This window comes from Hydrogenophaga sp. LT287 (assembly GCF_055702805.1).
In genome coordinates, this window is the sequence record NZ_JBVPZC010000007.1 from 68,056 (window position 1) to 89,007 (window position 20,952).

Consider the following 20,952-nt stretch of genomic DNA (forward strand, 5'->3'; position numbering starts at 1 on the left):
CCGATGCCATCAGCCCTGATATTTGGCTTCACACCATAGCGCCGGCGTTCGGGTCGTCTGGGTCGCCTTCTTCTTTCTTGGTGCCACCTTTGATGAGGTCTTCGCGCTTGATGCCCAGCCACATGGCAATGGCCGCTGCAACAAAAACCGACGAGTAAATACCAAACAGAATGCCAATCGTCAGAGCCAACGCAAAGTAATACAAGGTTGGCCCGCCAAACAGCAGCATCGACAACACCATGATCTGCGTGGAGCCGTGTGTGATGATGGTACGGCTGATGGTGGACGTGATCGCGTAGTCAATGATCTCGGGCGTGGTCTTCTTGCGGTAGCGGCGAAAACTCTCACGAATCCGATCAAAAATCACCACAGATTCGTTGACCGAGTAGCCCAGCACCGCCAGCACGGCGGCCAACACGGCAAGTGAGAACTCCCACTGGAAGAAAGCAAAGAAGCCCAGAATGATCACCACGTCGTGCAGGTTGGCGATGATGGCCGAGACGGCGTACTTCCACTCAAACCGCATCGCCAGATAAATCATGATGCCGACGATCACCATACCCAGGGCTTTGAGACCGTCCTCGACCAGCTCGCGCCCCACCTGAGGACCCACGAACTCGGTGCGGCGCAACTCTACTGCTGGGTTTTGCGCTTTCAGCGCCGCCAGCACCACCTCGCTTTGCTGCCCGGACGACTTGCCCGCCTGCACCGGCAACCGCAGCAGCACGTCGCGCGAGGTGCCAAAGTTTTGCACCGGCACCTCGGCGTAGCCCAAGGACTCGACCACCTGGCGCACAGCCGCCAGGTCGGCCGGTTGTTCGTAGGCCACTTCCATGACCGTGCCCCCGGTGAACTCGACCGACAGGTTGAGCCCGCGCGTGACCAGAAAGATAACGGCAGCAATGAAGGTGATGGTGGAGATCGCGTTCAGCACAATGGCGTGCTTCATGAACGGGATGTCTTTGCGGATGCGAAAGAGTTCCATGGCGTTTCCTTCAGTCGGCCTTGGCCACGGTGGTGTTGGTTTCCGGACGCCAGATCGTTCCGATCGACACCGACTTGAGTTTCTTCTGCCGGCCGTACCAGAAGTTGACCACGCCGCGCGAGAAGAACACCGACGAGAACATGCTGGTGAGAATGCCGATGCAGTGCACCACAGCGAAGCCACGTACCGGGCCAGAGCCAAACGCCAGCAGGGCTACACCCGCAATCAGGGTTGTGATGTTGGAGTCCAGAATGGTGCCCCACGCCTGGTCGTAACCGGCGTTGATGGCTGACTGCGGCGATGCACCGTTGCGTAGCTCTTCGCGCACGCGCTCGTTGATCAACACGTTGGAGTCAATCGCCATGCCCAGCGCCAGCGCCATGGCTGCAATGCCGGGCAGGGTGAGCGTGGCCTGCAGCATGGACAGCACCGCCACCAGCAGCACCAGGTTAAAGGCGAGCGATAGACTGGAAAACACGCCAAACAGCATGTAGTACACACACATGAACAGCACGATGACGGCAAAGCCCCAGATCACGCTGTTGAAGCCTTTGGCAATGTTTTCAGCGCCCAGGCTGGGGCCAATGGTGCGCTCTTCAATGATTTCCATGGGCGCGGCCAGCGAGCCGGCGCGCAGCAGCAGCGCGGTGTCGCTGGCTTCTGTGGTGGTCATGGCGCCAGAAATTTGCACCCGGCCACCCCCAATTTCGGTGCGAATCACCGGCGCGGTGACCACTTCACCCCGGCCTTTTTCAAACAGGATGATGGCCATGCGCTTGCCCACGTTCTCGCGGGTCACGTCACGGAAGATGCGTGAGCCTTTGGCATCCAGCGTCAGGTGCACAGCGGCTTCCTGGCTCTGGCTGTCAAAGCCGGCCTGGGCGTCGGTGAGGTTTTCACCGGTCAGCAACACCTCCCGCTTGACGATGACGGCACGGCCGTCGCGCTCGGGGTAGCGTTCTGAGCCAAACGGCACGGCGCCCGTGCCCCGCTCGGCGGCCTGCCCCTCGGCGCTTTCGTCCACCAAACGCACTTCCAGCGTGGCGGTGCGACCCAGAATGTCTTTGGCCTTGGCGGTGTCTTGCACGCCTGGCAGCTGCACCACGATGCGGTCAATACCTTGCTGCTGGATCACCGGTTCGGCCACGCCGAGCTCGTTGATCCGGTTGTGCAAGGTGGTGATGTTTTGCTTCAGCGCCTGGTCCTGCACGCGACGTGCAGCCTCCGGGCGGATGGAGGCGATCAGACGGTATTCGGTGCCTTCAGGCGTTTCGGCGGACTCCAGATCAGCGAACTGGTCTTGAATCACCGCGCGGACGGCTTCCAGCGTCTGGGCGTCGCGGGCACGCACCTCAATGGTCTGCCCGTTGCGGCTAACGCCGCCATGGCGCACGCTTTTTTCACGCAGGGCTGTGCGCAGGTCGCCGGCAAGCACATCGGCGCGGCGCTGCAGCGCTGCGGGCATATCCACCTGCAACATAAAGTGGACGCCACCGCGCAGGTCCAGGCCCAGGTACATGGGTGACGCGCCCAAGCTGGCCAGCCAAGCCGGTGTGCGGGGCACCAGATTGAGCGCCACCACGTAGTTGGGAGCGGTCGCGTCGGGGTTGAGGGCACGCTCCAGCGCGTCACGCGCTTTGATCTGGTCGTCGGTGGTGTCAAACCGGGCCTTGACCGAGTTGCCCTCGAACTGGATCAGCGAGGCACTGACACCCTGCTCTGTGAGCGCCTGCTCCACGCGGGTAACCGTGGTGGTGTCGATGCGCACCGATGCGCGCCCTGCCGACACCTGCACCGCCGGTGACTCACCAAACAAATTGGGCAGGGCATACAAAGCCCCGATCACCAGCGCAACCGCGATGATCAGGTACTTCCAGAGCGGATAACGGTTCATGGGCGAGCAACCAAGAGGCTAGAGGGGAAGTTTTCCGAGCGTGCGGCAGAACCGGCTTTGCCGGGCCGCACGCGCCGCCCCCTTGTGGGGGTGACGCGCCGCAAGGCGCGGCGCGGGGGTGATCCAGTTACTTGATGGTGCCTTTGGGCAACACCTGCACCACAGCAGTACGCTGCATCTGGACTTCGACGCCGTCGGCAAGTTCCACGCCCACGTAGATTTCGCCCACTTTGGACACTTTGCCCAGAAAACCGCCGGCTGTGACCACTTCATCGCCTTTGGCGATGGCCTCGACCATGGCCTTGTGTTCTTTTTGCCGCTTCATCTGCGGGCGAATCATCACGAAATACAGCACCACAAACATCAACACCAGCGGCAGCAGGCCCATGATAGTGGACTGGGTATCGCCACCAGCGGCGGCCTGGGCGTAAGCAGAAGAAATGAACACGGAGGTCTCCAACAGGTTCGGGGTCACAAAAGCGCCAGATCACCAACGGGCGCCCACAGGGAACCCCGGTCACGCTGGACTCAACCTGCCATTGTATGCGTCGGGTGGGCGCACACCCACAAGCGCGCCCACCGAGCCCCTAACCCTTTCAGGCTACCCGAGCCACGGGCAGCGCAACCGGTGGCTGCCGCCACTGGGCCAGCAAAGCGGCCTGGCGGCTGCGTGCTGCGGCCAGATGGCGCTCTTTCACATGGCCAAAGCCTTTGATCTGCTCAGGAATGCGCGCCAGGTCCACCGCCAGCGGGTGGTTGCCTGCGTTCAAGGGGGCCAGCAAGCTGTCCACCAAGGCGCGGTATTCACCGATCAGGGCGCGCTCGGTGCGGCGCTCTTCGGTGCGGCCAAACACGTCCAGCGCGGTACCCCGCAGGCCTTTCAGGCGGGCCAGCAGGCGAAAGGCGGTGAACATGAAGGGGCCAAACGGTTGCTTCACCAGTTCGCCACGCGCATTTTTCTTGGCAATCAGCGGCGGCGCCAGGTGCACATGGAGTTTGAAGTCGCCTTCAAACTGGCTGGCAATGCGCGCATGGAAGGCCGTGTCGCTGTGCAAGCGTGCCACCTCGTACTCGTCCTTGTAGGCCATCAGCTTGAACAGGTTGCGCACCACGGCTTCGGTCAGCGCGGTTTTGCCCAACGGCTGCTCAGCCGCGCGCACGCGCTCCACTAAGCGCTGGTAGTCGGCGGCGTAGGCGGCGTTTTGGTAGCCGGTGAGAAACTCGACCCGGCGCGCGATCAAAGCGTCCAGCGACTCGCGCTTTTTGAACTGAATCACCTGCTCGCCACCCCCGCGCAGTTGCCACAGCGCCTCCACAGCCTGCGGGTTGTGCGCGGCGCGGCGGCCCCATTCAAAAGCCGCCTTGTTCTTGTCCACCTGCACGGCATTGAGCTCCATGGCGCGCATCAGCGCCGCGTGGCCCAGCGGAACCCAGCCCTTTTGCCAGGCGTAGCCCAGCATCAGCGGGTTGGCGTAAATGCTGTCGCCCATAAGCTGGGTGGCGGCGGTTTCGGCATCAAACACGCCCACCGCCTCGGCACCCAGGCTGTGCAACAAGGTGTCCACACAGGCCTGCGCCGGGTTTTGCCAGTCGGGGTTTTTCACAAACGCGGCTGTGGGTGTGGCGCTGGCGTTCAGCGCCACATGGCTGCGCCCGGCGCGCAGGCGCTGCCAGGTTTCCTTGTGCGCCGCCACGATCGGGTCACAGCCCAGCACCAGGTCGGCCGAGGCGGCCGACACGCGGGTGGTCCGAATGCCGTCTTGCTGCGCGGCAATCAGCACATGGCTCCAGGTGGCGCCGCCCTTTTGCGCCAGGCCGGCGGCGTCTTGCGTGACGATGCCCTTGCCCTCAATGTGCGCGGCCATGCCCAGCAGCTGGCCGATGGTGATGACACCGGTGCCGCCCACGCCGGCGACGATGATGCCCCAGGCCTCGGCGCCCAGCACCGGCAGGGTGGGCTCGGGCAGCGCACCGCCGGTCCAGGCCTGGCTGGCGGCTTTTTTGTCTTTCTTGCGCAGTTGCCCGCCTTCCACCGTGACGAAGCTCGGGCAAAAACCCTTGACGCACGAATAGTCCTTGTTGCAGCTGCTCTGGTTGATGGTGCGCTTGCGACCAAACTCGGTTTCCAGCGGCTCCACGCTCAGGCAATTGCTCTGCACGCCGCAGTCGCCGCAGCCTTCGCACACCAGCTCGTTGATCACCACGCGCTTGGCCGGGTCCACCAGCGAGCCGCGCTTGCGGCGGCGGCGTTTTTCGGTGGCGCAGGTCTGGTCGTAAATGATGACCGTGGTGCCCTTGATTTCACGGAACGCGCGCTGCACCGCGTCCAGCGTGTCGCGGTGCTGAATGGCGATGCCTTCGGGAAGGCCTTTCACGCCCGCGTATTTCTCTGGCTCGTCGGTCACGATCGTGATCTTGACGGCACCCTCGGCCCGCATGCTCTGCGCGATCTGCACCACGCTGTGGCCCTCGGGCCGCTCGCCCACCTGCTGGCCACCGGTCATGGCCACGGCGTCGTTGTACAAAATCTTGTAGGTGATGTTCACCCCGGCGGCGATGCTCTGGCGGATGGCCAAAATGCCGCTGTGGAAGTAGGTGCCATCGCCCAGGTTGGCAAACATGTGCTGGTCATGGCTGAACGGCTGCTGGCCCACCCACGGCACGCCTTCGCCGCCCATCTGCGTGAAGCCCACGGTGGCGCGGTCCATCCAGATGGTCATGAAATGGCAGCCAATGCCCGCCATGGCACGCGAGCCTTCGGGCACTTTGGTGCTGGTGTTGTGCGGGCAGCCCGAGCAAAACCACGGCTGGCGCTCGGCGCCCTCCACACCCTTGGTCAGCAGCGTCTGCATAGACTGCTCTTGCGCCGTCAGGATGGCGAGCTGCGCGTCGATGCGCGCCTGCACGTCTTCGGGCACGCCCATCTTGCGCAGGCGCTTGGCCACAGCGCGGGCGATGATGCTCGGCGTCAGGTCGGCGTTGGCGCGCAGCAGGGTGTGGGCGCTGGGGTTGGGCATGCTCCACTCGCCGCCGCTGAAGTCGCCTTCCACCTCGTCAAACTTGCCCAGCACGTTGGGCCGCACGTCGCCGCGCCAGTTGTACAGCTCTTCTTTCAGCTGGTATTCAATGACCTGGCGCTTTTCTTCCACCACCAAAATCTCGCGCAGGCCGGTGGCAAATTCGCGCGTGGTCTGCGCTTCCAGCGGCCACACCACGTTCACCTTGTGCAGGCGCAGGCCGATGCGGCGGCAGGTGTCGTCGTCCAGCCCCAGGTCCAGCAGCGCCTGGCGCGTGTCGTTGAAAGCCTTGCCGCTGGCGATGATGCCGAAGCGGTCGTTCGGCCCGGCGACCACGTTGTGGTTCAGCTTGTTGGCGCGGATGTAGGCGAGTGCTGCGTACCACTTGGTGTCGAACAAGCGCGCCTCCTGGTCCAGCGCGTGGTCGGGCCAGCGGATGTGCACGCCGCCCGGCGGCATGTCGAACTCGGGAATGACGATGTTGACCCGCTCGGGGTCGATCATGGCGGTGGCGCTCGATTCGACGATCTCCTGGATCGTCTTCATGCCGGCCCAGACACCGCTGAAGCGGCTCATGGCGATGGCGTGGATGCCGAGGTCCAAAATGTCTTGCACCGTGGACGGGAAAAACACCGGCAGGCCGCAGGCCTTAAAAATATGGTCGCTCTGGTGCGCGGCGGTGCTGCTCTTGGCCACGTGGTCGTCGCCCGCCACCGCGATCACGCCGCCCCAGGGCGTGGTTCCGGCCATGTTGGCGTGCTTGAACACATCGCTGCAACGGTCCACGCCCGGGCCTTTGCCGTACCAGATGCCGAACACGCCGTCGAACTTGTTGCTGCCTTGGGGCGCGAATCCCAGCTGCTGCGTGCCCCACAGCGCGGTGGCCGCCAGCTCTTCGTTCACGCCGGGTTGGAACACGATGTTCTGCGCCTTCAGGTACGGCGCTGCTTTTTGCAAAGCCTGGTCGTAGCCGCCCAGCGGCGAGCCGCGGTAGCCGCTGATGAAGCCCGCCGTGTTCTTGCCCTGCAGCGCGTCGCGCTGGCGCTGCAGCATGGGCAGCTTCACCAGCGCCTGCACGCCGCTCATGAAAGCGCGGCCGTGGTCCAGAGAATATTTGTCGTCGAGGGTGACGGTTTCAAGCGCGCGGCGGATGTGTTCAGGCAGTGGGGCGTTCATCTTGTTGTCTCCTGCGTAAAAGGGCCGCCTCGTGAGCGGTTTTTGACACGGCAAACCTGCGGATCGGCGGGTTTCAGTGTGCCGCACAGTGTATGACCCGGGCGCTGACAGGTGTTTGCTTTCCATGCCCCGATTTCGCCACCAAAAGAAAGATTCTTGCTACAAAATCCCACTTATGGAAACACTCGACAAGTTTGACCTCGCCATCCTGAACGAACTTCAAAACGACGGCCGACTCACCAACGCCGAACTGGCCAGCCGCGTGGGCCTGTCGGCCGCGCCCTGCTGGCGCCGCGTGCGCGCGTTGGAAGAAGCGGGCTACATCACCGGCTACCGGGCCGAACTCAACCGCGAAAAGATCGGCCTGGGCGTGCTGGCTTTTGTGCGGCTGGACGCCGAGCGCAACAGCGGCGACGTGACGCGCCAGCTCGAAGCTGCGATCCAGAAGATTCCTGAAATCGTGGCCTGCCACTACATCAGCGGTTCGGGCACGTTTGAACTGCAGGTGGTCTGCCCCGACCTGGGCGAGTTCAGCCGCTTCGCCCGCGAAGTGCTCATCAACCTGCCCAACGTGAAAGACCTGCACACCAGCTTTTCGCTGGGCGAGGTGAAAGCGGCGAGCGCTTTGCCGCTCGCGCACTTGTTTACAAAAAGCTTAGGTACGGCATCTAAATCCAAAACTTGAGACTTTTTTACCGCCGCTCATCACCAAAGCTCTACCGCTTAGAGGCAAATCGGCTGTAAGTCTTTGAATATGTGCATTTTTTCCCACGTTTTGGTTGTGTGAACACCTTGCTTTTCGTAGGATCGGCCATCTGAATTCGGCTCCAATCCGTACCTAAAAGTTTTCAGGTTCAAACCGCCCCACTTTCGCAGGAAACGTCATGAAAAAATCCTTGCTTCTTCAGTCGGCTCTGGCTTTGGCTCTTGCATCGCCGCTCATGGCTTCGGCCGAATCCCAGCTGGTCATCGGTGCCGGCAACGCCTCCGCACGGCTCGACCTTCGCGTGGTGATCCCGCGCGTGCTGTTTTTGGGCGTGGGTTCGGGTGCCGCGCTGCCGCTGGCCAACAACGCCAGCAACAACACCCTGACGTTTGACTACACCACCAACCCACTGGACGTGGGTGCTGGCCCCACTGCCCTGGCTGCGTCCATCACCAATGACGGCCCGTCACCGGCCGGCAACGCCATTCCCGTGCGCGTGTTTGGCAACGATGGCCAGATCACCATCACCGCCACCAACCCGGTGAACCTGACCAGTGGTACCGACAGCATCCCGTTCACCGAACTGACGGTGGCCACCTCCAACGGGGCGCTGCCCGCCCCGGGGTTCAGCGGCGGCACCAGCCAGCCCACCATGGTTGGCCGCGTGACCAACCAGACCGCCAACTGGCAATACGCCTACGCCAACACCACGACACCCGCCTTCGGTAACTACTCTGGCCGCGTGACCTACACCGCGACCATGCCCTGAAGCGCGGACCGCACCGGACCACCGGTGGGCTGCCCAGCCACCAAGGCACACACGGAGGGTCTGCACTATGCAGACCCTCCGTTGTCTTTTGGGCCGCGCCTCCGGATGGCCGCCGGCGCTCCGTGAACCGACCGCATCGCATACAGTGACCCCATGAATCGCTCCGCCCGTTTTCGTTGCACTAGGCCGTGGGCTACCGCCTGTGTGGCGCTGCTGTGCTGGGGCGAGATGGCAGCGGCCCATGCTTGGTCGCTGACGATCACTTCGGCGTCCCGACGGGTTTTCCTGCATGTGGGCAACGGCATGCTGGACGCCAACAACGCCACCATCAACCTGGTCCAGGTGACCGTTCCGGTGGCACAAGTGGGAAACGGGGTGGTGCTGCCCATGACCAGCAACAGCACCCAGGCCAACAGCCTGTACGGCGACGGTTTCGCCACCTGCCCCAACCCGGCCAGCCAGGTCATGGTCGGAGCCTCGTACCGGCGCCGCAACGGTGGCGACGGGCCGGCCAACGCCACACTGAGCGTCACCTCCCCACCCAACCTGACCACCGTCGGCGGCGATACCCTCCCGATTTCCCAGATCAGCTGGACCGTCTCGGCACCGGGCAGCGCCGTGCCCAACGTGATTCCGGCAGGCACCTTCAACGGCGCCACCCAGACACTCGCGACCGTGGGCGCCAACAGGTACATCGAGAACTGCCACACCTTCCGTTACGCCAACAACACCGTTCCGGCGGCGGGGACGTACAACGGGCGGGTGACCTACACCCTGAGCAGCCCATGACCGCGCGACACCACCTGATAGCGCTTGGCCTGCTCGTGCTGGGGAACACCCTGGCGCTGGCCAACCCGCACCGGCTGGACGACAGCCTGAGCCACACCGTGCCGGCCAACCTGCAAATGCAGTGGCGTCCCCTGGCGGCGGGGTAGTCGGACGCGGGAGGCATGGAGGCCTGGCTGCGGGTCAACATCCGCATCGACACACGCGACTGGGTGGGGCGCAGCGGTCGTGTCTACATGGTGCTGGCGCGCGACCAGGCCTCGTCCATCGAGGCGGTCTGGACCACCCAAGGCCGCCTGACGGCGGGACGCCTGGTGTCGGGCGAGCGGGCGCTGGTGTACGCCGGAACCCTTCCGGGCGCCACCTTGGAAGACCAGTTGCTGGTTCGCCTGCGCTCAGGGCCGGACTGGCAAAGCAACTCACGCCGCCTGAATTTCCACTTTGAACTGGACGCCGACTGAGCCCCATGCACCCCGATCTGCAACCCCGCGTGCAACCCTCCACCGGCTGGCGCCGGTTCGTCACCGCTGGCAGCCTGGCGCTGGCGGTCTGCGTCCCCGCCACCCATGCTGCGGCCCAAGGCTTTGCGGCCTACATCACGCCGCCGCGCTTTGAATTGCAAACCACCGCAGGCCAAAGCCTGCGGCAGGTGTTCGAGATCCAGCACGTCGGCCAGCTCAAAGGAGCCTACCGGCTCTACACCAACGACTGGACCTTTCTGCCTGACAACTCGGTGTTGTTCTCGGACGCGCTCGCCGCCGACAGCTGCCGCCCCTGGGTGGCGCTGGAGCGGCGCGAGCTCACCATCGAGCCTGGCGCTCGCTACCGGTTCCGGTTTGAAATCACTCCGCCACCCGGCACACCGCCACGCGAATGCCGTTTCGCGATCATGGTGGAGGGCCGGGACCCCGCGCAGGGCAGCGTCGAGGTGGGCGGCCGGATCGGAGTCATCGTTTACGCGGCGGTGGGCGGTGCCGAGCCCGTGCTCGAACTCGCCGCCACCCGCGTCGTGACCGCCAACGCCAAGCCCGTGGCGGTGCTCGACGTGCGCAACCAAGGCAACGCGCACGGCCGCCTGGAGGGATTCGTCAACGCCACCGATGCCACCGGGCGCCGCTTCGAAATGTCGCCCGCCGATCTGCCCGTCCTGCCCGGAGAAACGCGCACCGTGGCGCTGGTACCGGTGGACGACGATGGCAAAACCGCGCCCGAGGTCCGCTTTCCCCTGAGCGTCAAAGGGTCGCTGGAATGGGGCAAAAACCGTCTGCCGCTGGATGTGAGCTTCGCTCCATGAAGCTGCGGTGCCGGTGCCGCGGCCTGGTGCTGGCCTGTGCGTCGGGTGTGCTCGGCGCGGCTCAGGCCGCCACCGCTCCCGCAGAGCCAGCCGAACCGCCAGGCTACGTAGACCGGGTGATTGAAAACCTGCCGCCCGACACAGCCGACGAAGACAGCGGCTACACCTACGACCGGGAAGGGATGCCCCGCTTTCTGCGCCTGGAAACCCGCCTGGGCACACAGCCGTTTGATGCGCGTCGGCAGGTGCGCCTGGGTGTTGCCGTCTACGGTCTGCTGGAGACGCCCAATCATGGTGCCCTGTCGATCGACGGGCAGTTCACGCCGGCCGACAAAAGCGGCACGTTCACGCTGCGCCAGCGGGGGTTGCCGCTGGTCGGTGGCTGGCTGGCCAACCACGAACTGGGGTTCATCAACTCGCTGACACCCGCGATCACGCGCCTGCCGTCGCGCGTGTTTGTCCCCACGGCCTACTTGCAAGGCGTCAGCGCGGAATGGGAGAACCCGGCACAGGGCTTGCAGCTGCAAGCCACCGCAGGCGAGCCGGGCCGGCTGGAAATATTGCCAGCCACCGGCTTCGAGCGGCTGGCTGGCCGGCGCTGGGGCGTGGGCGCGCAGTGGCACCTGGGCGCCGCCGACAGCGGCGCGCCAGGCGCACCTCGCAGGGGCTGGACGCTGGCGCTGCAGCACGATGCCGCGCAAGGCGTCTCGGACCTGGAGGCGCCCACCCGGCCAGAAGACTTCGTGGATGCCCGCTCCACCCGCCTGGCGGCACGGCACGACGCCGACCGCCGCCGCCTGCAAGGCCAGTTCATCAGCACCGAGAGCGATCAGCTGCCGGGCAAGCGCAGCGGCTTCTGGCTGGACGGCGAATGGGACGAGGGGCCGCGCCAACATGGCGCTGGTCTGTACCGGCTTGACCCCGGCCTGACCTGGGCCGCCCTGCCACTGGCCAACGACGCCGAAGGCGCCTACCTGCGCACCAGCTGGCGCACACGCCAGTGGTCGACCGAGGCCTCCATCGACTGGCTGCAATCGGTCAGCGGACAGAGTTCAGCCGGCCTGTATGCGGCCACCAGCGCCCGCTGGCGCCTGGACCGCAGCAGCAGCCTGGGCGCCGGCGTGTCGGCGCGCACCTACGCCGGCAAGGCCTGGAGCAGCTTTGCAGACTGGCGCTGGCAGCACGGCAGCGGCACCAGCGGCCTGCGCCTGGAAAGCAACGGGGGCACCAGCGAACCCGCGTCGCAGTGGCTGACCTACGACCACGAGTGGCTGGTGCCGCAAGGCTGGTCGTTGGCGTCTTCGCTCGGTGCGGGGCGCGTCGAGGCCGATACCCGCCTGGAGCTTCCCGCTGAAAGCTTGTGGTCCGCGGCCGTCAGCCTTGTGGTGCCGCTCACGAGCCGGGCCAGCCTGCGCGGCAACGCCAGCGGCGAACACGGCAGCAGCGGGCTGCGCCGGCGCAACCTGAACCTGGGTGCGAGCTGGCAGATCGACCCACGCTGGAGCCTGGAGGGCAGCCTGATCCGCTCCACCGGGCGCAGCCGCACGAGCATATCGATTGATCCCCTGGCGCCACCCTTGCCCGAACTCAGCAGTGCGGCGTACCGCTCGTTTTTTGCGGTGCTGCGCTATGAACGGCAAGCCGGCAGCCGCAGCGTGCCGCTGGGTGGCAAACCGCAAGACGGTGGCGGCCGCATAGAGGGTACGGTGTATTTCGACGCCAACCGCAGCGGCTACCAGGAGGCAAGCGAGACCGGTGTGCCCGGCGCCACCGTGTACCTGGACAACCGCTACGCCGTCCGCACCGACGCCCAGGGCCGGTTTGAATTCCCGTTCGTCGCCGCAGGGCCTCGGACGGTCACCGTGCGCAACGAAACACTGCCGCTGCCATGGGGGGTGGTTGATGAAGGCCAGGTGAAAGTGGATGTGCGGCTGCGCGAAAGCACGCAGCTCAGCATCCCCGTGCAGCGCAACGACTGACCAACCGCCAGCGCTGCCGGGCTGAGCAAGCCGGCTGCGCAAGCGCGTTCTCCAGATCGGGCGCCCTGGTTCAAGTTGGGCCGCCACCGGCCGATACAACCGGTATGTCTGTCTCTGTGCGCCCTCTCTTTGCCGCGTTGACCACCCTGGTCATCCTGCTGGTGCCCGCCACCGGCATGGCGGAGAGCATGGCCACCGCAGGCCACCGCGCCAGCGCATCGGTCGATCTCCAGATTCGGGTTCCGCCCGTCATGCAGGTGCTGGAAAACAGCCACCCCACCCAGTGGGACATGGCCCAAGGCATCTGGAACGCGCAGCAGCGCTTGGTGGTGGTGTCCACCATGAAGCGTGGCTTTTGCATCACCTTGCGACAAAACGAGCCGCAAGTGGACAACTGGCGCCTGCACACCCCGCAAGAAGGCGGCGTGACGCTGAGCCCAGTGACCGATGGCTACCGCGTGTGCACCGCACGCCCGGGGCGCTACACCCTGCTGCTCCAGCACGCCTTTGAAACCACAACGGGCCAGGCAACTGAGCGCCTGCGCTGGCCGGTGCAGACCGACCTGACCGCGCTGTAGGCCAATGGCCGAAGACTCACCGCGGCCACAACACCCACAGCTGCAGCGGCTGCTTGAGCGCTGCGGCCACGGTGTAGGCGGGGTCGGTCCAGCTGCCCCAGCCGGTGAACAGGTCGGCGCGCACCGCGCCCACAATGGCGCCGCCGGTGTCTTGAGCCATCACCAATTTTTGCAGGTTGAGCGTGGGGCCCTGGGTAGCCAGCCACACCGGTGTGCCGTAGGGAATGCTCTGGGGGTCCACCGCAATGGAGCGGCCGGGGGTGAGCGGCACGCTCTGAGCGCCGCGCGGACCGAAGCGGGCGTCGAACTCGCTCAGTTTTTCTTCCCGAAAAAACACCGTGCGTGGGTTGCTCCAGAGCATCTCGTTCAGGCGCTGCGGGTTTTGGGCGGCCCAGACTTTGATGGCGTCCCATGAGGCTTCGCGGATGGCGCGCTGGTCAAGCAGCCAGCGGCCCACGCTTTTGTAGGGTTGGCCGTTGTGGGCGGCAAAGGCCACGCGCACCTGGCGCTGGCTGCCGTCGGTTTCGGTGATGTTCAGCCGGCCTGAGCCCTGAATTTGCAGAATCAGCGCGTCGATCGGGTCGGCCAGCCACGCAATGGCGCGGCCCTGCAGCGCAGCTTGTGCTGCAGGCAGGGTGTCTATTTCCTGGCGGCTGTACCAGGGCTGGCCCGCGCGCAGCCCCGCAGGCGGCGCATACAGCGGGGTGCGGTGGGTGGCGGTGGCCACGCGGCTGGCAGGCATGATGGGCTCGTAGTACCCGGTGAGCAGGCCCTGGGGCTCGGTGCCATCGGTCTCGACCACGCGGTAGGGTACAAAGCGGCGCACCACCCAGGCTTGCTGTTCGGCGGGTGTGGCAATGGCGAGCTGGCGCAGTTCGGCGCACAGCGCTGCCTGGCCGGGCGCGGGCCGCTCGCAGCCGCGCACCCAGGCGTTCCAGACTTCGTGCAGGCTGTCCTGCCCCCAGCCCGGCACATCGGCCCAGCGCACCGGCGTCCAGCGGCTTTTGCCGCGCTGGATGGCAGGTGGCAAGGGTTCGTCACCGGTGAGCGCAGGGGTTGGAGCGGGGGTGACCGGTGCGGGCGTCGGGTATGGGCCCGGGTCCACCGCGCAGGCGGCCAGGGTTCCTACAATCAGCGCTGCCAGCGACAGGCGCAAGCCGACCCACCGTTGACCAGCCCCGCCCGGCGGCACTTGGGCCGCCGTTTTTTCCTCTCGGTTAACCCCCACACTGAAACGATCCATGACTTTGTTGTTGCTTGAAGCGCTGGGCGCCTTGGTGTTGCTGGTGTTCATCGTGTGGTGGACCATGTTTTCGGGTCGCAAAAATGGCGAATTGCCCGACAGCGTGATGGACGATGAGCAGGAGAAAAAAGAGAAAGCCGCACCGGCAAACGACACCCGCGCCAAGGACTGAAACCGCTCAGGCTCATGGGGCACGCAGCGCATTGGCCAGTTCCACAGCCGACTTCACGCCCATTTTGTCAAACACGCGCGAGCGGTGCACTTCCACAGTGCGCACGCTGATGTTGAGCTGATCGGCCACCAGCTTGTTGGGCAGGCCAGCCACCACCAGGTCCATCACGGCGCGCTCGCGCTCGGTCAAGCTATCTACCCGCTGCTGCACGCTGCGCTGCGCCTGCCGCTGCGCCAGCACCTGCGCCGACTGGGCCAGCGCCTGCTCCACCCGGTCGACCAGCGCGTTGTCCGAAAACGGTTTTTCGCAAAAATCAAACGCACCGCGCTTGACCGCATCTACCGCGGTGGGCACGTCGGCATGACCGGACAAAAAGATGACCGGCATGGCCGCTTGCCACGGCAGGGTGAGCAGGTGTTCAAACAGCGTCAGGCCGCTCATGCCGGGCATGCGCACGTCGAGCAACACGCAACACGGCACGTCGGGCTCGCGGCGCCAGCTTTCCATTTCGGCCAGAAACGCGTCGGCGCTGTCATAGCTCTCGCTCAGCAGCCGGCGGGTGCGCAGCAACCACGCCAGCGCTTCGCGCACGCTGGCATCGTCGTCCACCAGAAAAATTTTGGCGTCGGGGTGCAGGGTGGATAGGGAAGCCATAAGTTTTCTACTATAGCGCTCTGTGCGGCGGCTCTCGCCGCGCCACGGCTCGCGTAAAGTCGCCAGCATGTGGACCACACCGCCCGGGCCTGGCGCCCCATCACCCGCTGGTATTCACACCGCGCCGGCCCTGCCCGCGGTGTCGTTCGGCGCTTTGCTGCACCAACTGGCGGCCCAGCGCCCCGACGCGCTGGCGCTCAGCTGGCGCGACCCGGCAGGCACGGCGCCCGATGGGCCTTGGGCCCAGCTCACGTATGCGGGCCTGGCCAACCGCGTGGATGCCATCGCGACCCAGCTGGCTCCCAACCTGCAACGCGGCGACCGCGTGGCCTGGCTCGGCCTGAACCACCCGGCGCAGCTGGCGCTGTTGTTTGCGCTGGCGCGGCTGGGTGCCGTGCTGGTGCCGCTGAACCACCGCCTCTCTCCCGCCGAGTGGCGCGCGGTGCTGCAAGACTGCGCACCCACGTTGCTGGTGCACGACGACACCTTGGCCGCGGTCGCGCACGAACTGCCGCACCGGCTTGAGCAGCCCTTGGCGCTGTGGCCGGTGCAGGCGCTGAGCACAGCCAGCGAACCCGCGCGGCCATCCGATGCAGGCGCCGATGGGCTGGACACACCGCTGCTGCTGGTCTACACATCGGGCACCACCGGGCAGCCCAAAGGCGCGGTGCACACCCAGGGCAATTTGCTGGCCAACATGGCCATTGCCGCGCAGGTGCAGGGTCTGACCGCCGACGACACGGTGCTGACGGTGCTGCCGCTGTTTCATGTGGGCGGGCTGGGCATACAAACCCTGCCGGCGCTGTCGGTGGGCGCACACGTGTTGCTGTTTGCGCGCTTTGACGCAACCGCCACGCTGGCCTGCATCCAGCACGAGCGCCCCACGCTCACGCTGCAGGTGCCCGCCACACTGCAAGTCCTCACCAGCCACCCCCAGTGGGCGGCCACCGACATTGCTGGCCTGCGCGCGGTGTGGGCCGGCTCCAGCCTGCTGCCCCCCGAGCCGCTGCGGGCCTTCATGGCGCGGGGCGTGCCGGTGTGCAATGTGTACGGCAGCACCGAAACCGGGCCGTTTTCCATGGCCCTGCCGCCCACGCACGCCCGCAGCCACGTGGGCTCGTGCGGCTGGCCAGCACCGGGGGTGGACGTGGTGCTGCGCGACGCGCAAGGCCAGCCAGTGGCGCCCGGTGCCGTGGGTGAGCTGTGGGTGCGAGCGCCCAACGTGGTACGCCACTACTGGCCCGACCGCCCCGCGCTGGACGACGCAGGCTTCTTCCACACCGGCGACCTGGCGCAACAGGCGGTTGACGGCAGCTTCACCGTGGTGGGGCGGGCCAAAGACATGATCATCTCGGGTGGCGAAAACATCTACCCCGCCGAAATTGAAAACCTGCTGGCGCAACACCCGAGCGTGGCCGAGTGCGCGGTGGTGGGCCAGGCAGACACCCGCTGGGGCGAAACGGTGGTGGCCGTGGTGGTGCTGCGCGCAGGCGTGCCGCCTGGTGCTGACTGGGCGTTACCGCTGCAGCAGTTTCTGGACGGGCGGCTGGCGCGCTACAAGTGGCCACGCCGCTGGTTGCGGGCAGACGCCTTGCCCAAAACCGCGCTGGGCAAGGTGCAAAAGGCGGCGCTTCAGAAGGTGTTGGCCGAGTCGGCCGGTTGAGGCTGCGCCACGGCGGCGGGCTGCAACCGCGTGGCCAGCCACACCAGCACCAGCACTGGCACACCCAGAAACGCGGTGGCAGTGAAGAAAGTGGCGTAGTCGTAAGCGTCCACAAACGCGCCCGAGTAGCCCGCCAGCCACTTGGGCGCGAGCAGCATCATGGAGCTGAACAGCGCGTACTGCGTAGCCGAATAGGTCACGTTGGTCAGGCTCGACAGGTAAGCGATGAACGCGGCTGAAGCCACGCCCGCGCTCAGGTTGTCGGCCGAGATCACCGCAATCAGCGCCGTCACATCGTGCCCATGCCCGGCGAGCCAGGCAAACAGCAGGTTGCTCGCCGCCGACAACACGGCGCCGAGCATCAGCACCCGCATGACGCCCAGCCGGAGCGACAGCGCGCCGCCAATGAAGGCGCCAACCAGCGTCATGATGATGCCGTAGACCTTGGTCACCGCCGCCACTTCGTCCTTGGTATAGCCCATGTCCACATAAAACGGGTTGGCCATGATGCCCATCACCACGTCGCTGATGCGGTACACACCAATCAGCGCCAGGATCAACAGGGCCTGCTTGCCGTAGCGCTTCAAAAAGTCAGCAAACGGCTCCACCAGCGCGCTGCGCAGCCACTCGGCCGCGTTTTTTGACGGGGCCAAAGCCACGCGCACCGGCTCGCGGGTAAACAGCACCGTGAACACGCCCACCAGCATGCTGGCCGCCATGACGAGGTAGGCCGACGTCCAGGCCGCCTGCTGGTACAGCACACCCGGCCCGGCAGCTGAGGCTGTGGCCGCAGCAGGCGCCACCTCGGCACGGGCCGCCAGCCACAACACGCCCGCACCGGCCCAGATCATGGCCAGGCGGTAACCGGTCTGGTAGGTCGCGGCCAGCGCGCCCTGGTGGCGCGCGTCGGCCGACTCGATGCGAAAGGCGTCCAGCGCAATGTCTTGCGTGGCCGAGGCAAACGCCACCGCCAGCGCACACCACACCACCAGCGTGAGCTGGCTGCGCGGGTCGGCCAGCGCCATGCCCACCAGCGACGCCATGATGGCCAGCTGGGACAACAGCAACCAGCTGCGCCGCCGGCCCATCAGGCGTGTGAGCAGGGGAATGGGCATGCGGTCCACCAACGGCGCCCAACACCACTTGAAACCATAGGCCAGCCCCACCCAGCTCAGGTAACCAATGGTGGTGCGGTCCAGCCCGGCTTCGCGCAGCCGAAAGCTCAGCGTGCCCAGCACCAGCAGCAGCGGCAAACCGGCCGAAAACCCCAGCGCAAACATGCGCAGGCTCGCGGGCTCCAGGTACACGCGCAGGGTTTCGCCCCAGGTGGGTTTGGGTTCGGCAGCCGGGGCGCCGGGTTCGGTGGCTGCGGGGGGCGCAGCGGGCAAGGCGGTGGGCGGGGGCAGCGGCATCGGTTGGGGCAGATTGGCTTGTGCAGGCGCAGATGCGCTGCTTTGTCTATTATTGACTTATGTGCATCTTCTGCGACCTGCGTTCGGCCTCGTCCACCGCTCCCTCCACCGCTACGGCCTCAGCGGGCGGGCAACCCGTGTGGTCCGCCAGGCGCGCCTTTGTGTTGGCAGGCGCAGCGGCGGCCGCGTTGCCTGCTGCAGCGCAGGTGGACGTGGGCAAATCGTCTGCGCTGCGCAAACTGGTGCCCGCCGAAGAGCTGGAAGGCGCTGCCCGGCAGCAATACACCCAAATGATGGGCGAGGCTGGCGGCCAACAGGCCCTGCTCCCCGCCAGCCACCCGCAGGTCAAGCGCCTGCGTGCCATTGCGCGGCGCATCATCCCGCACGCACCAGCCTGGAACGCGCGCGCCACCCAATGGCAATGGGAAGTGAACCTGATCCAGAGCCCGCAGGTAAACGCGTTTTGCATGCCCGGCGGCAAGATCGCTTTCTACACCGGCATCCTGGACAAGCTCACACTGAACGACGACGAGGCCGCCATGATCATGGGCCACGAAATGGCCCACGCGCTGCGCGAGCATGCCCGCGAACGGGTGGCCAAAAGCAGCGCCACCAACCTCGGCCTGCGCCTGGGCGCGCAGCTGCTGGGCCTGGGCGAACTGGGCAACGTGGCCGCCGGCCTGGGCACGCAGTTGCTGACCCTGAAGTTCAGCCGCGAAGACGAGTCAGAAGCCGACCTGGTGGGCCTGGAACTGGCCGCCCGCGCCGCCTACAAGCCCCAGGCCAGCGTGAGCCTGTGGCAAAAAATGACCGCGGCCTCGGGCGGTGCGGGGCCGGGCTTTCTGTCCACCCACCCCAGCGGACCCAACCGCATACGCGACCTGCAGGCCAATGTGCCCAAGGTGCAGGGATTGTACGAAGCGGCGCGGCGGGGCTAGGAGCCTGCGCGACTGAAGGTGTACCGGGCTGGGCTACCGCTCAGAGCACCCGCGCGCTGGCCAGCTGAAGCGACAGGCCGGCCTGCGAGACCAGAGCGTCAAACCAGGCCCGGTAACCTGAAGCACTGGGGTGCAAGCCATCGCAGGCGTTGAGTTCGGGTTGGGCCACGAAGGGGTCGTCGTCGTGCTCGTGGAACAGGTTCACATACACCAAGCCCTGCTGCTCTGCGGTCTCGCGCACCAGCTGGTGCAACTGGCGTGAGCGCCAGGTCATCCACCACGAGAGCGGCGCACGAAAAAATGGCGCGTTCCCTATGTTGCCCGCCGGCATCAGCACCACCTGGTCTGCACGGTCCCGTGCCAGCGAAACCAGGCGATCCACGTCGCTGCGCAGACCGCCCAGCCCCCGCAAGCGAATGACGTCATTGCCACCTGCCTGCACCAGCACCATGTCGAAACGGGCGGTCCCCCCCAGCTGGCCGGCCACATCGGCGAGCGTGGCGCCGTCGCGGGCGCGGTTCTCGATGTGCAACAGCGGGAACTCGCGGGCCAGCAAGCCGGCCACGCTGTCGCGCGCCTGGCCAGCCCCGGTGCCCACTCCTGTGCTGTCACCCACGATGAGCAGGCGCATGCGCGCACCGCGCGGCGCGTGCTGAAGTGGCTCACTCAGACGCGCCAACTCGACGGATTCGCGCAGGCTCTTCACCGTCTGCGCCGCCACCACGGCACCACCAGCCACCAGCACCAGCACCAGCAAAACCAACGGCACCAGCCAGCGGCCAAGGCCCCGAGCGCTGGGCTGGGGCAATGGCTGCGCCAACTCGGCGTCAGCAGGGCGGGAGAGTCGGTTCATCACGGGTGACTTTCATTCGATACGACAAAACAGGTGCTCTATCGTCTCTCTGACCGCTCGCCCCGTCTGTGTGGCAACGCACACGGTCGGTCGCCATGGCCGACCTGCGAGGCAAGCCCCGAACGCACGCACACGCCGAAAGTTTCGGCCCGCTGTGGCGCCGGGCTGGCCCGTCAGGCGTTCAGGTCAAGCACCACGCACATGCGGGTTGAACCGCCGTTCTTCACCAAACGTGCTCTCAGGCCCGTGCCCGGGTATGAACACCGTGTCGTCGCCCATCGGCCACAGGCGCTCCCGGATGCTGCTGATGAGCTGGGCGTGGTTGCCTTGCGGAAAGTCGGTGCGGCCAATGCTGCCGGCAAACAGCACGTCGCCCACAAACGCACGCTGCGCCTCGGGGCTGTGAAACACCACATGGCCAGGCGTGTGGCCTGGGCAGTGGCGCACGTTGAGCGTGCAGCGCCCGATCTGCACCGTGTCACCGTCGGCCAGCCAGCGCGTGGGCGTGAAGTGGCCCGCCGGTGGAAAGCCAAACATCTGGCTCTGCTGGGGCAGGCCATCAATCCAGAACTGGTCGCCCGGGTGCGGGCCAATGATGGGCAGACCCAGGCGCTCAGCCAGCTCGGCGGTGCCGCCCGCATGGTCAATGTGCGCGTGGGTGAGCCAGATGGCCTTGAGGTGGACGCCCAGCCGCTTCACTTCGGCCAGCAGCCGGTCCAGGTCACCACCGGGATCGATCACGGCGGCATCCAGCGTGTCACCGCACCAGACGATGGAGCAGTTTTGGGCGAACGCGGTGACGGGGACGGTGAGGTAGTGCAGCATGTTGGGTC

The 20,952-nt window shown here is 66.0% G+C and carries 20 protein-coding genes; 11 read left to right on the forward strand and 9 right to left on the reverse strand.

Annotation, left to right across the window (positions count from 1 at the left end; genetic code table 11):
• Positions 1-28: 28 nt before the first annotated feature.
• The 4 genes from secF to AC0GNR_RS08040 form a co-directional block, all read right to left on the reverse strand.
• Positions 29-985 carry a protein translocase subunit SecF gene (gene secF / locus AC0GNR_RS08025; protein ID WP_472900438.1) on the reverse strand — a complete coding sequence of 319 codons (957 nt, stop codon included), beginning with the start codon at positions 983-985 and terminating at the stop codon, positions 29-31.
• Positions 986-995: 10 nt separating this feature from the next.
• On the reverse strand, positions 996-2,879 hold the full coding sequence (gene secD / locus AC0GNR_RS08030; RefSeq protein WP_472900439.1) for a protein translocase subunit SecD: 1,884 nt from the start codon (positions 2,877-2,879) through the stop codon (positions 996-998).
• Between the two features lie 127 nt (positions 2,880-3,006).
• The gene (gene yajC / locus AC0GNR_RS08035) at positions 3,007-3,327 is read right to left on the reverse strand and encodes a preprotein translocase subunit YajC (protein WP_472900440.1); all 321 of its coding nucleotides are present in this window, start codon (positions 3,325-3,327) and stop codon (positions 3,007-3,009) included.
• Positions 3,328-3,475: 148 nt separating this feature from the next.
• A complete protein-coding gene (locus tag AC0GNR_RS08040) occupies positions 3,476-7,072 on the reverse strand; it encodes an indolepyruvate ferredoxin oxidoreductase family protein (RefSeq protein ID WP_472900441.1) in 3,597 nt (1,198 codons plus the stop codon).
• Between the two features lie 175 nt (positions 7,073-7,247).
• Here AC0GNR_RS08040 and AC0GNR_RS08045 point away from each other — a divergent pair, with 175 nt between their 5' ends.
• The 8 genes from AC0GNR_RS08045 (at position 7,248) to AC0GNR_RS08080 (ending at position 13,184) form a co-directional block, all read left to right on the forward strand.
• Positions 7,248-7,757: an Lrp/AsnC family transcriptional regulator gene (locus AC0GNR_RS08045; RefSeq protein WP_472900442.1), complete on the forward strand. Its 510-nt coding sequence runs from the start codon at positions 7,248-7,250 to the stop codon at positions 7,755-7,757.
• Positions 7,758-7,956: 199 nt separating this feature from the next.
• Positions 7,957-8,547: a hypothetical protein gene (locus tag AC0GNR_RS08050; RefSeq protein WP_472900443.1), complete on the forward strand. Its 591-nt coding sequence runs from the start codon at positions 7,957-7,959 to the stop codon at positions 8,545-8,547.
• 153 nt (positions 8,548-8,700) lie between these two features.
• Positions 8,701-9,336: a hypothetical protein gene (locus AC0GNR_RS08055; RefSeq protein ID WP_472900444.1), complete on the forward strand. Its 636-nt coding sequence runs from the start codon at positions 8,701-8,703 to the stop codon at positions 9,334-9,336.
• Entirely contained in the window at positions 9,333-9,482 is a 150-nt protein-coding gene (locus tag AC0GNR_RS08060) for a hypothetical protein (RefSeq protein WP_472900445.1), read from the forward strand. The genes AC0GNR_RS08055 and AC0GNR_RS08060 overlap by 4 nt, the downstream gene beginning before the upstream one ends.
• A gap of 15 nt (positions 9,483-9,497) precedes the next feature.
• On the forward strand, positions 9,498-9,794 hold the full coding sequence (locus AC0GNR_RS08065; protein WP_472900446.1) for a hypothetical protein: 297 nt from the start codon (positions 9,498-9,500) through the stop codon (positions 9,792-9,794).
• Positions 9,795-9,799: 5 nt separating this feature from the next.
• Entirely contained in the window at positions 9,800-10,627 is an 828-nt protein-coding gene (locus AC0GNR_RS08070; RefSeq protein WP_472900447.1) for a hypothetical protein, read from the forward strand.
• Positions 10,624-12,606 (forward strand): carboxypeptidase-like regulatory domain-containing protein, encoded by a 1,983-nt coding sequence (locus AC0GNR_RS08075; protein ID WP_472900448.1) that lies wholly within the window; start codon positions 10,624-10,626, stop codon positions 12,604-12,606. Before AC0GNR_RS08070 ends, AC0GNR_RS08075 begins: the two co-directional genes overlap by 4 nt.
• Positions 12,607-12,710: 104 nt before the next feature.
• Positions 12,711-13,184 carry a hypothetical protein gene (locus AC0GNR_RS08080; RefSeq protein ID WP_472900449.1) on the forward strand — a complete coding sequence of 158 codons (474 nt, stop codon included), beginning with the start codon at positions 12,711-12,713 and terminating at the stop codon, positions 13,182-13,184.
• A 16-nt stretch (positions 13,185-13,200) separates the two neighbouring features.
• On the opposite strand, the gene mltA is transcribed toward AC0GNR_RS08080, so the two are convergent.
• Complete coding sequence (gene mltA, locus AC0GNR_RS08085) at positions 13,201-14,493, reverse strand: murein transglycosylase A (RefSeq protein WP_472900450.1); 1,293 nt, start codon at positions 14,491-14,493, stop codon at positions 13,201-13,203.
• Between mltA and AC0GNR_RS08090 the strand changes: the two genes are divergently transcribed.
• On the forward strand, positions 14,426-14,599 hold the full coding sequence (locus AC0GNR_RS08090) for a hypothetical protein (RefSeq protein WP_472900451.1): 174 nt from the start codon (positions 14,426-14,428) through the stop codon (positions 14,597-14,599). The genes mltA and AC0GNR_RS08090 overlap by 68 nt on opposite strands.
• Before the next feature lie 12 nt (positions 14,600-14,611).
• Here the strand turns inward: AC0GNR_RS08090 and AC0GNR_RS08095 are convergent, their stop codons facing one another.
• On the reverse strand, positions 14,612-15,253 hold the full coding sequence (locus tag AC0GNR_RS08095) for a response regulator transcription factor (RefSeq protein WP_472900452.1): 642 nt from the start codon (positions 15,251-15,253) through the stop codon (positions 14,612-14,614).
• Between the two features lie 67 nt (positions 15,254-15,320).
• Here AC0GNR_RS08095 and AC0GNR_RS08100 point away from each other — a divergent pair, with 67 nt between their 5' ends.
• Positions 15,321-16,916, forward strand: coding sequence for a class I adenylate-forming enzyme family protein (locus tag AC0GNR_RS08100; protein WP_472900453.1), 1,596 nt, complete (start codon positions 15,321-15,323; stop codon positions 16,914-16,916).
• On the opposite strand, the gene AC0GNR_RS08105 is transcribed toward AC0GNR_RS08100, so the two are convergent.
• On the reverse strand, positions 16,886-18,328 hold the full coding sequence (locus AC0GNR_RS08105; RefSeq protein WP_472900454.1) for an AmpG family muropeptide MFS transporter: 1,443 nt from the start codon (positions 18,326-18,328) through the stop codon (positions 16,886-16,888). The two genes, AC0GNR_RS08100 and AC0GNR_RS08105, sit on opposite strands and share 31 nt — an antisense overlap.
• Before the next feature lie 59 nt (positions 18,329-18,387).
• Here AC0GNR_RS08105 and AC0GNR_RS08110 point away from each other — a divergent pair, with 59 nt between their 5' ends.
• Positions 18,388-19,266 (forward strand): M48 family metallopeptidase, encoded by an 879-nt coding sequence (locus AC0GNR_RS08110; protein WP_472900455.1) that lies wholly within the window; start codon positions 18,388-18,390, stop codon positions 19,264-19,266.
• Positions 19,267-19,306: 40 nt separating this feature from the next.
• On the opposite strand, the gene AC0GNR_RS08115 is transcribed toward AC0GNR_RS08110, so the two are convergent.
• Positions 19,307-20,119 (reverse strand): GDSL-type esterase/lipase family protein, encoded by an 813-nt coding sequence (locus AC0GNR_RS08115; RefSeq protein WP_472900456.1) that lies wholly within the window; start codon positions 20,117-20,119, stop codon positions 19,307-19,309.
• A 186-nt stretch (positions 20,120-20,305) separates the two neighbouring features.
• Positions 20,306-20,944, reverse strand: coding sequence for an MBL fold metallo-hydrolase (locus AC0GNR_RS08120; protein ID WP_472900457.1), 639 nt, complete (start codon positions 20,942-20,944; stop codon positions 20,306-20,308).
• Positions 20,945-20,952: the final 8 nt, after the last annotated feature.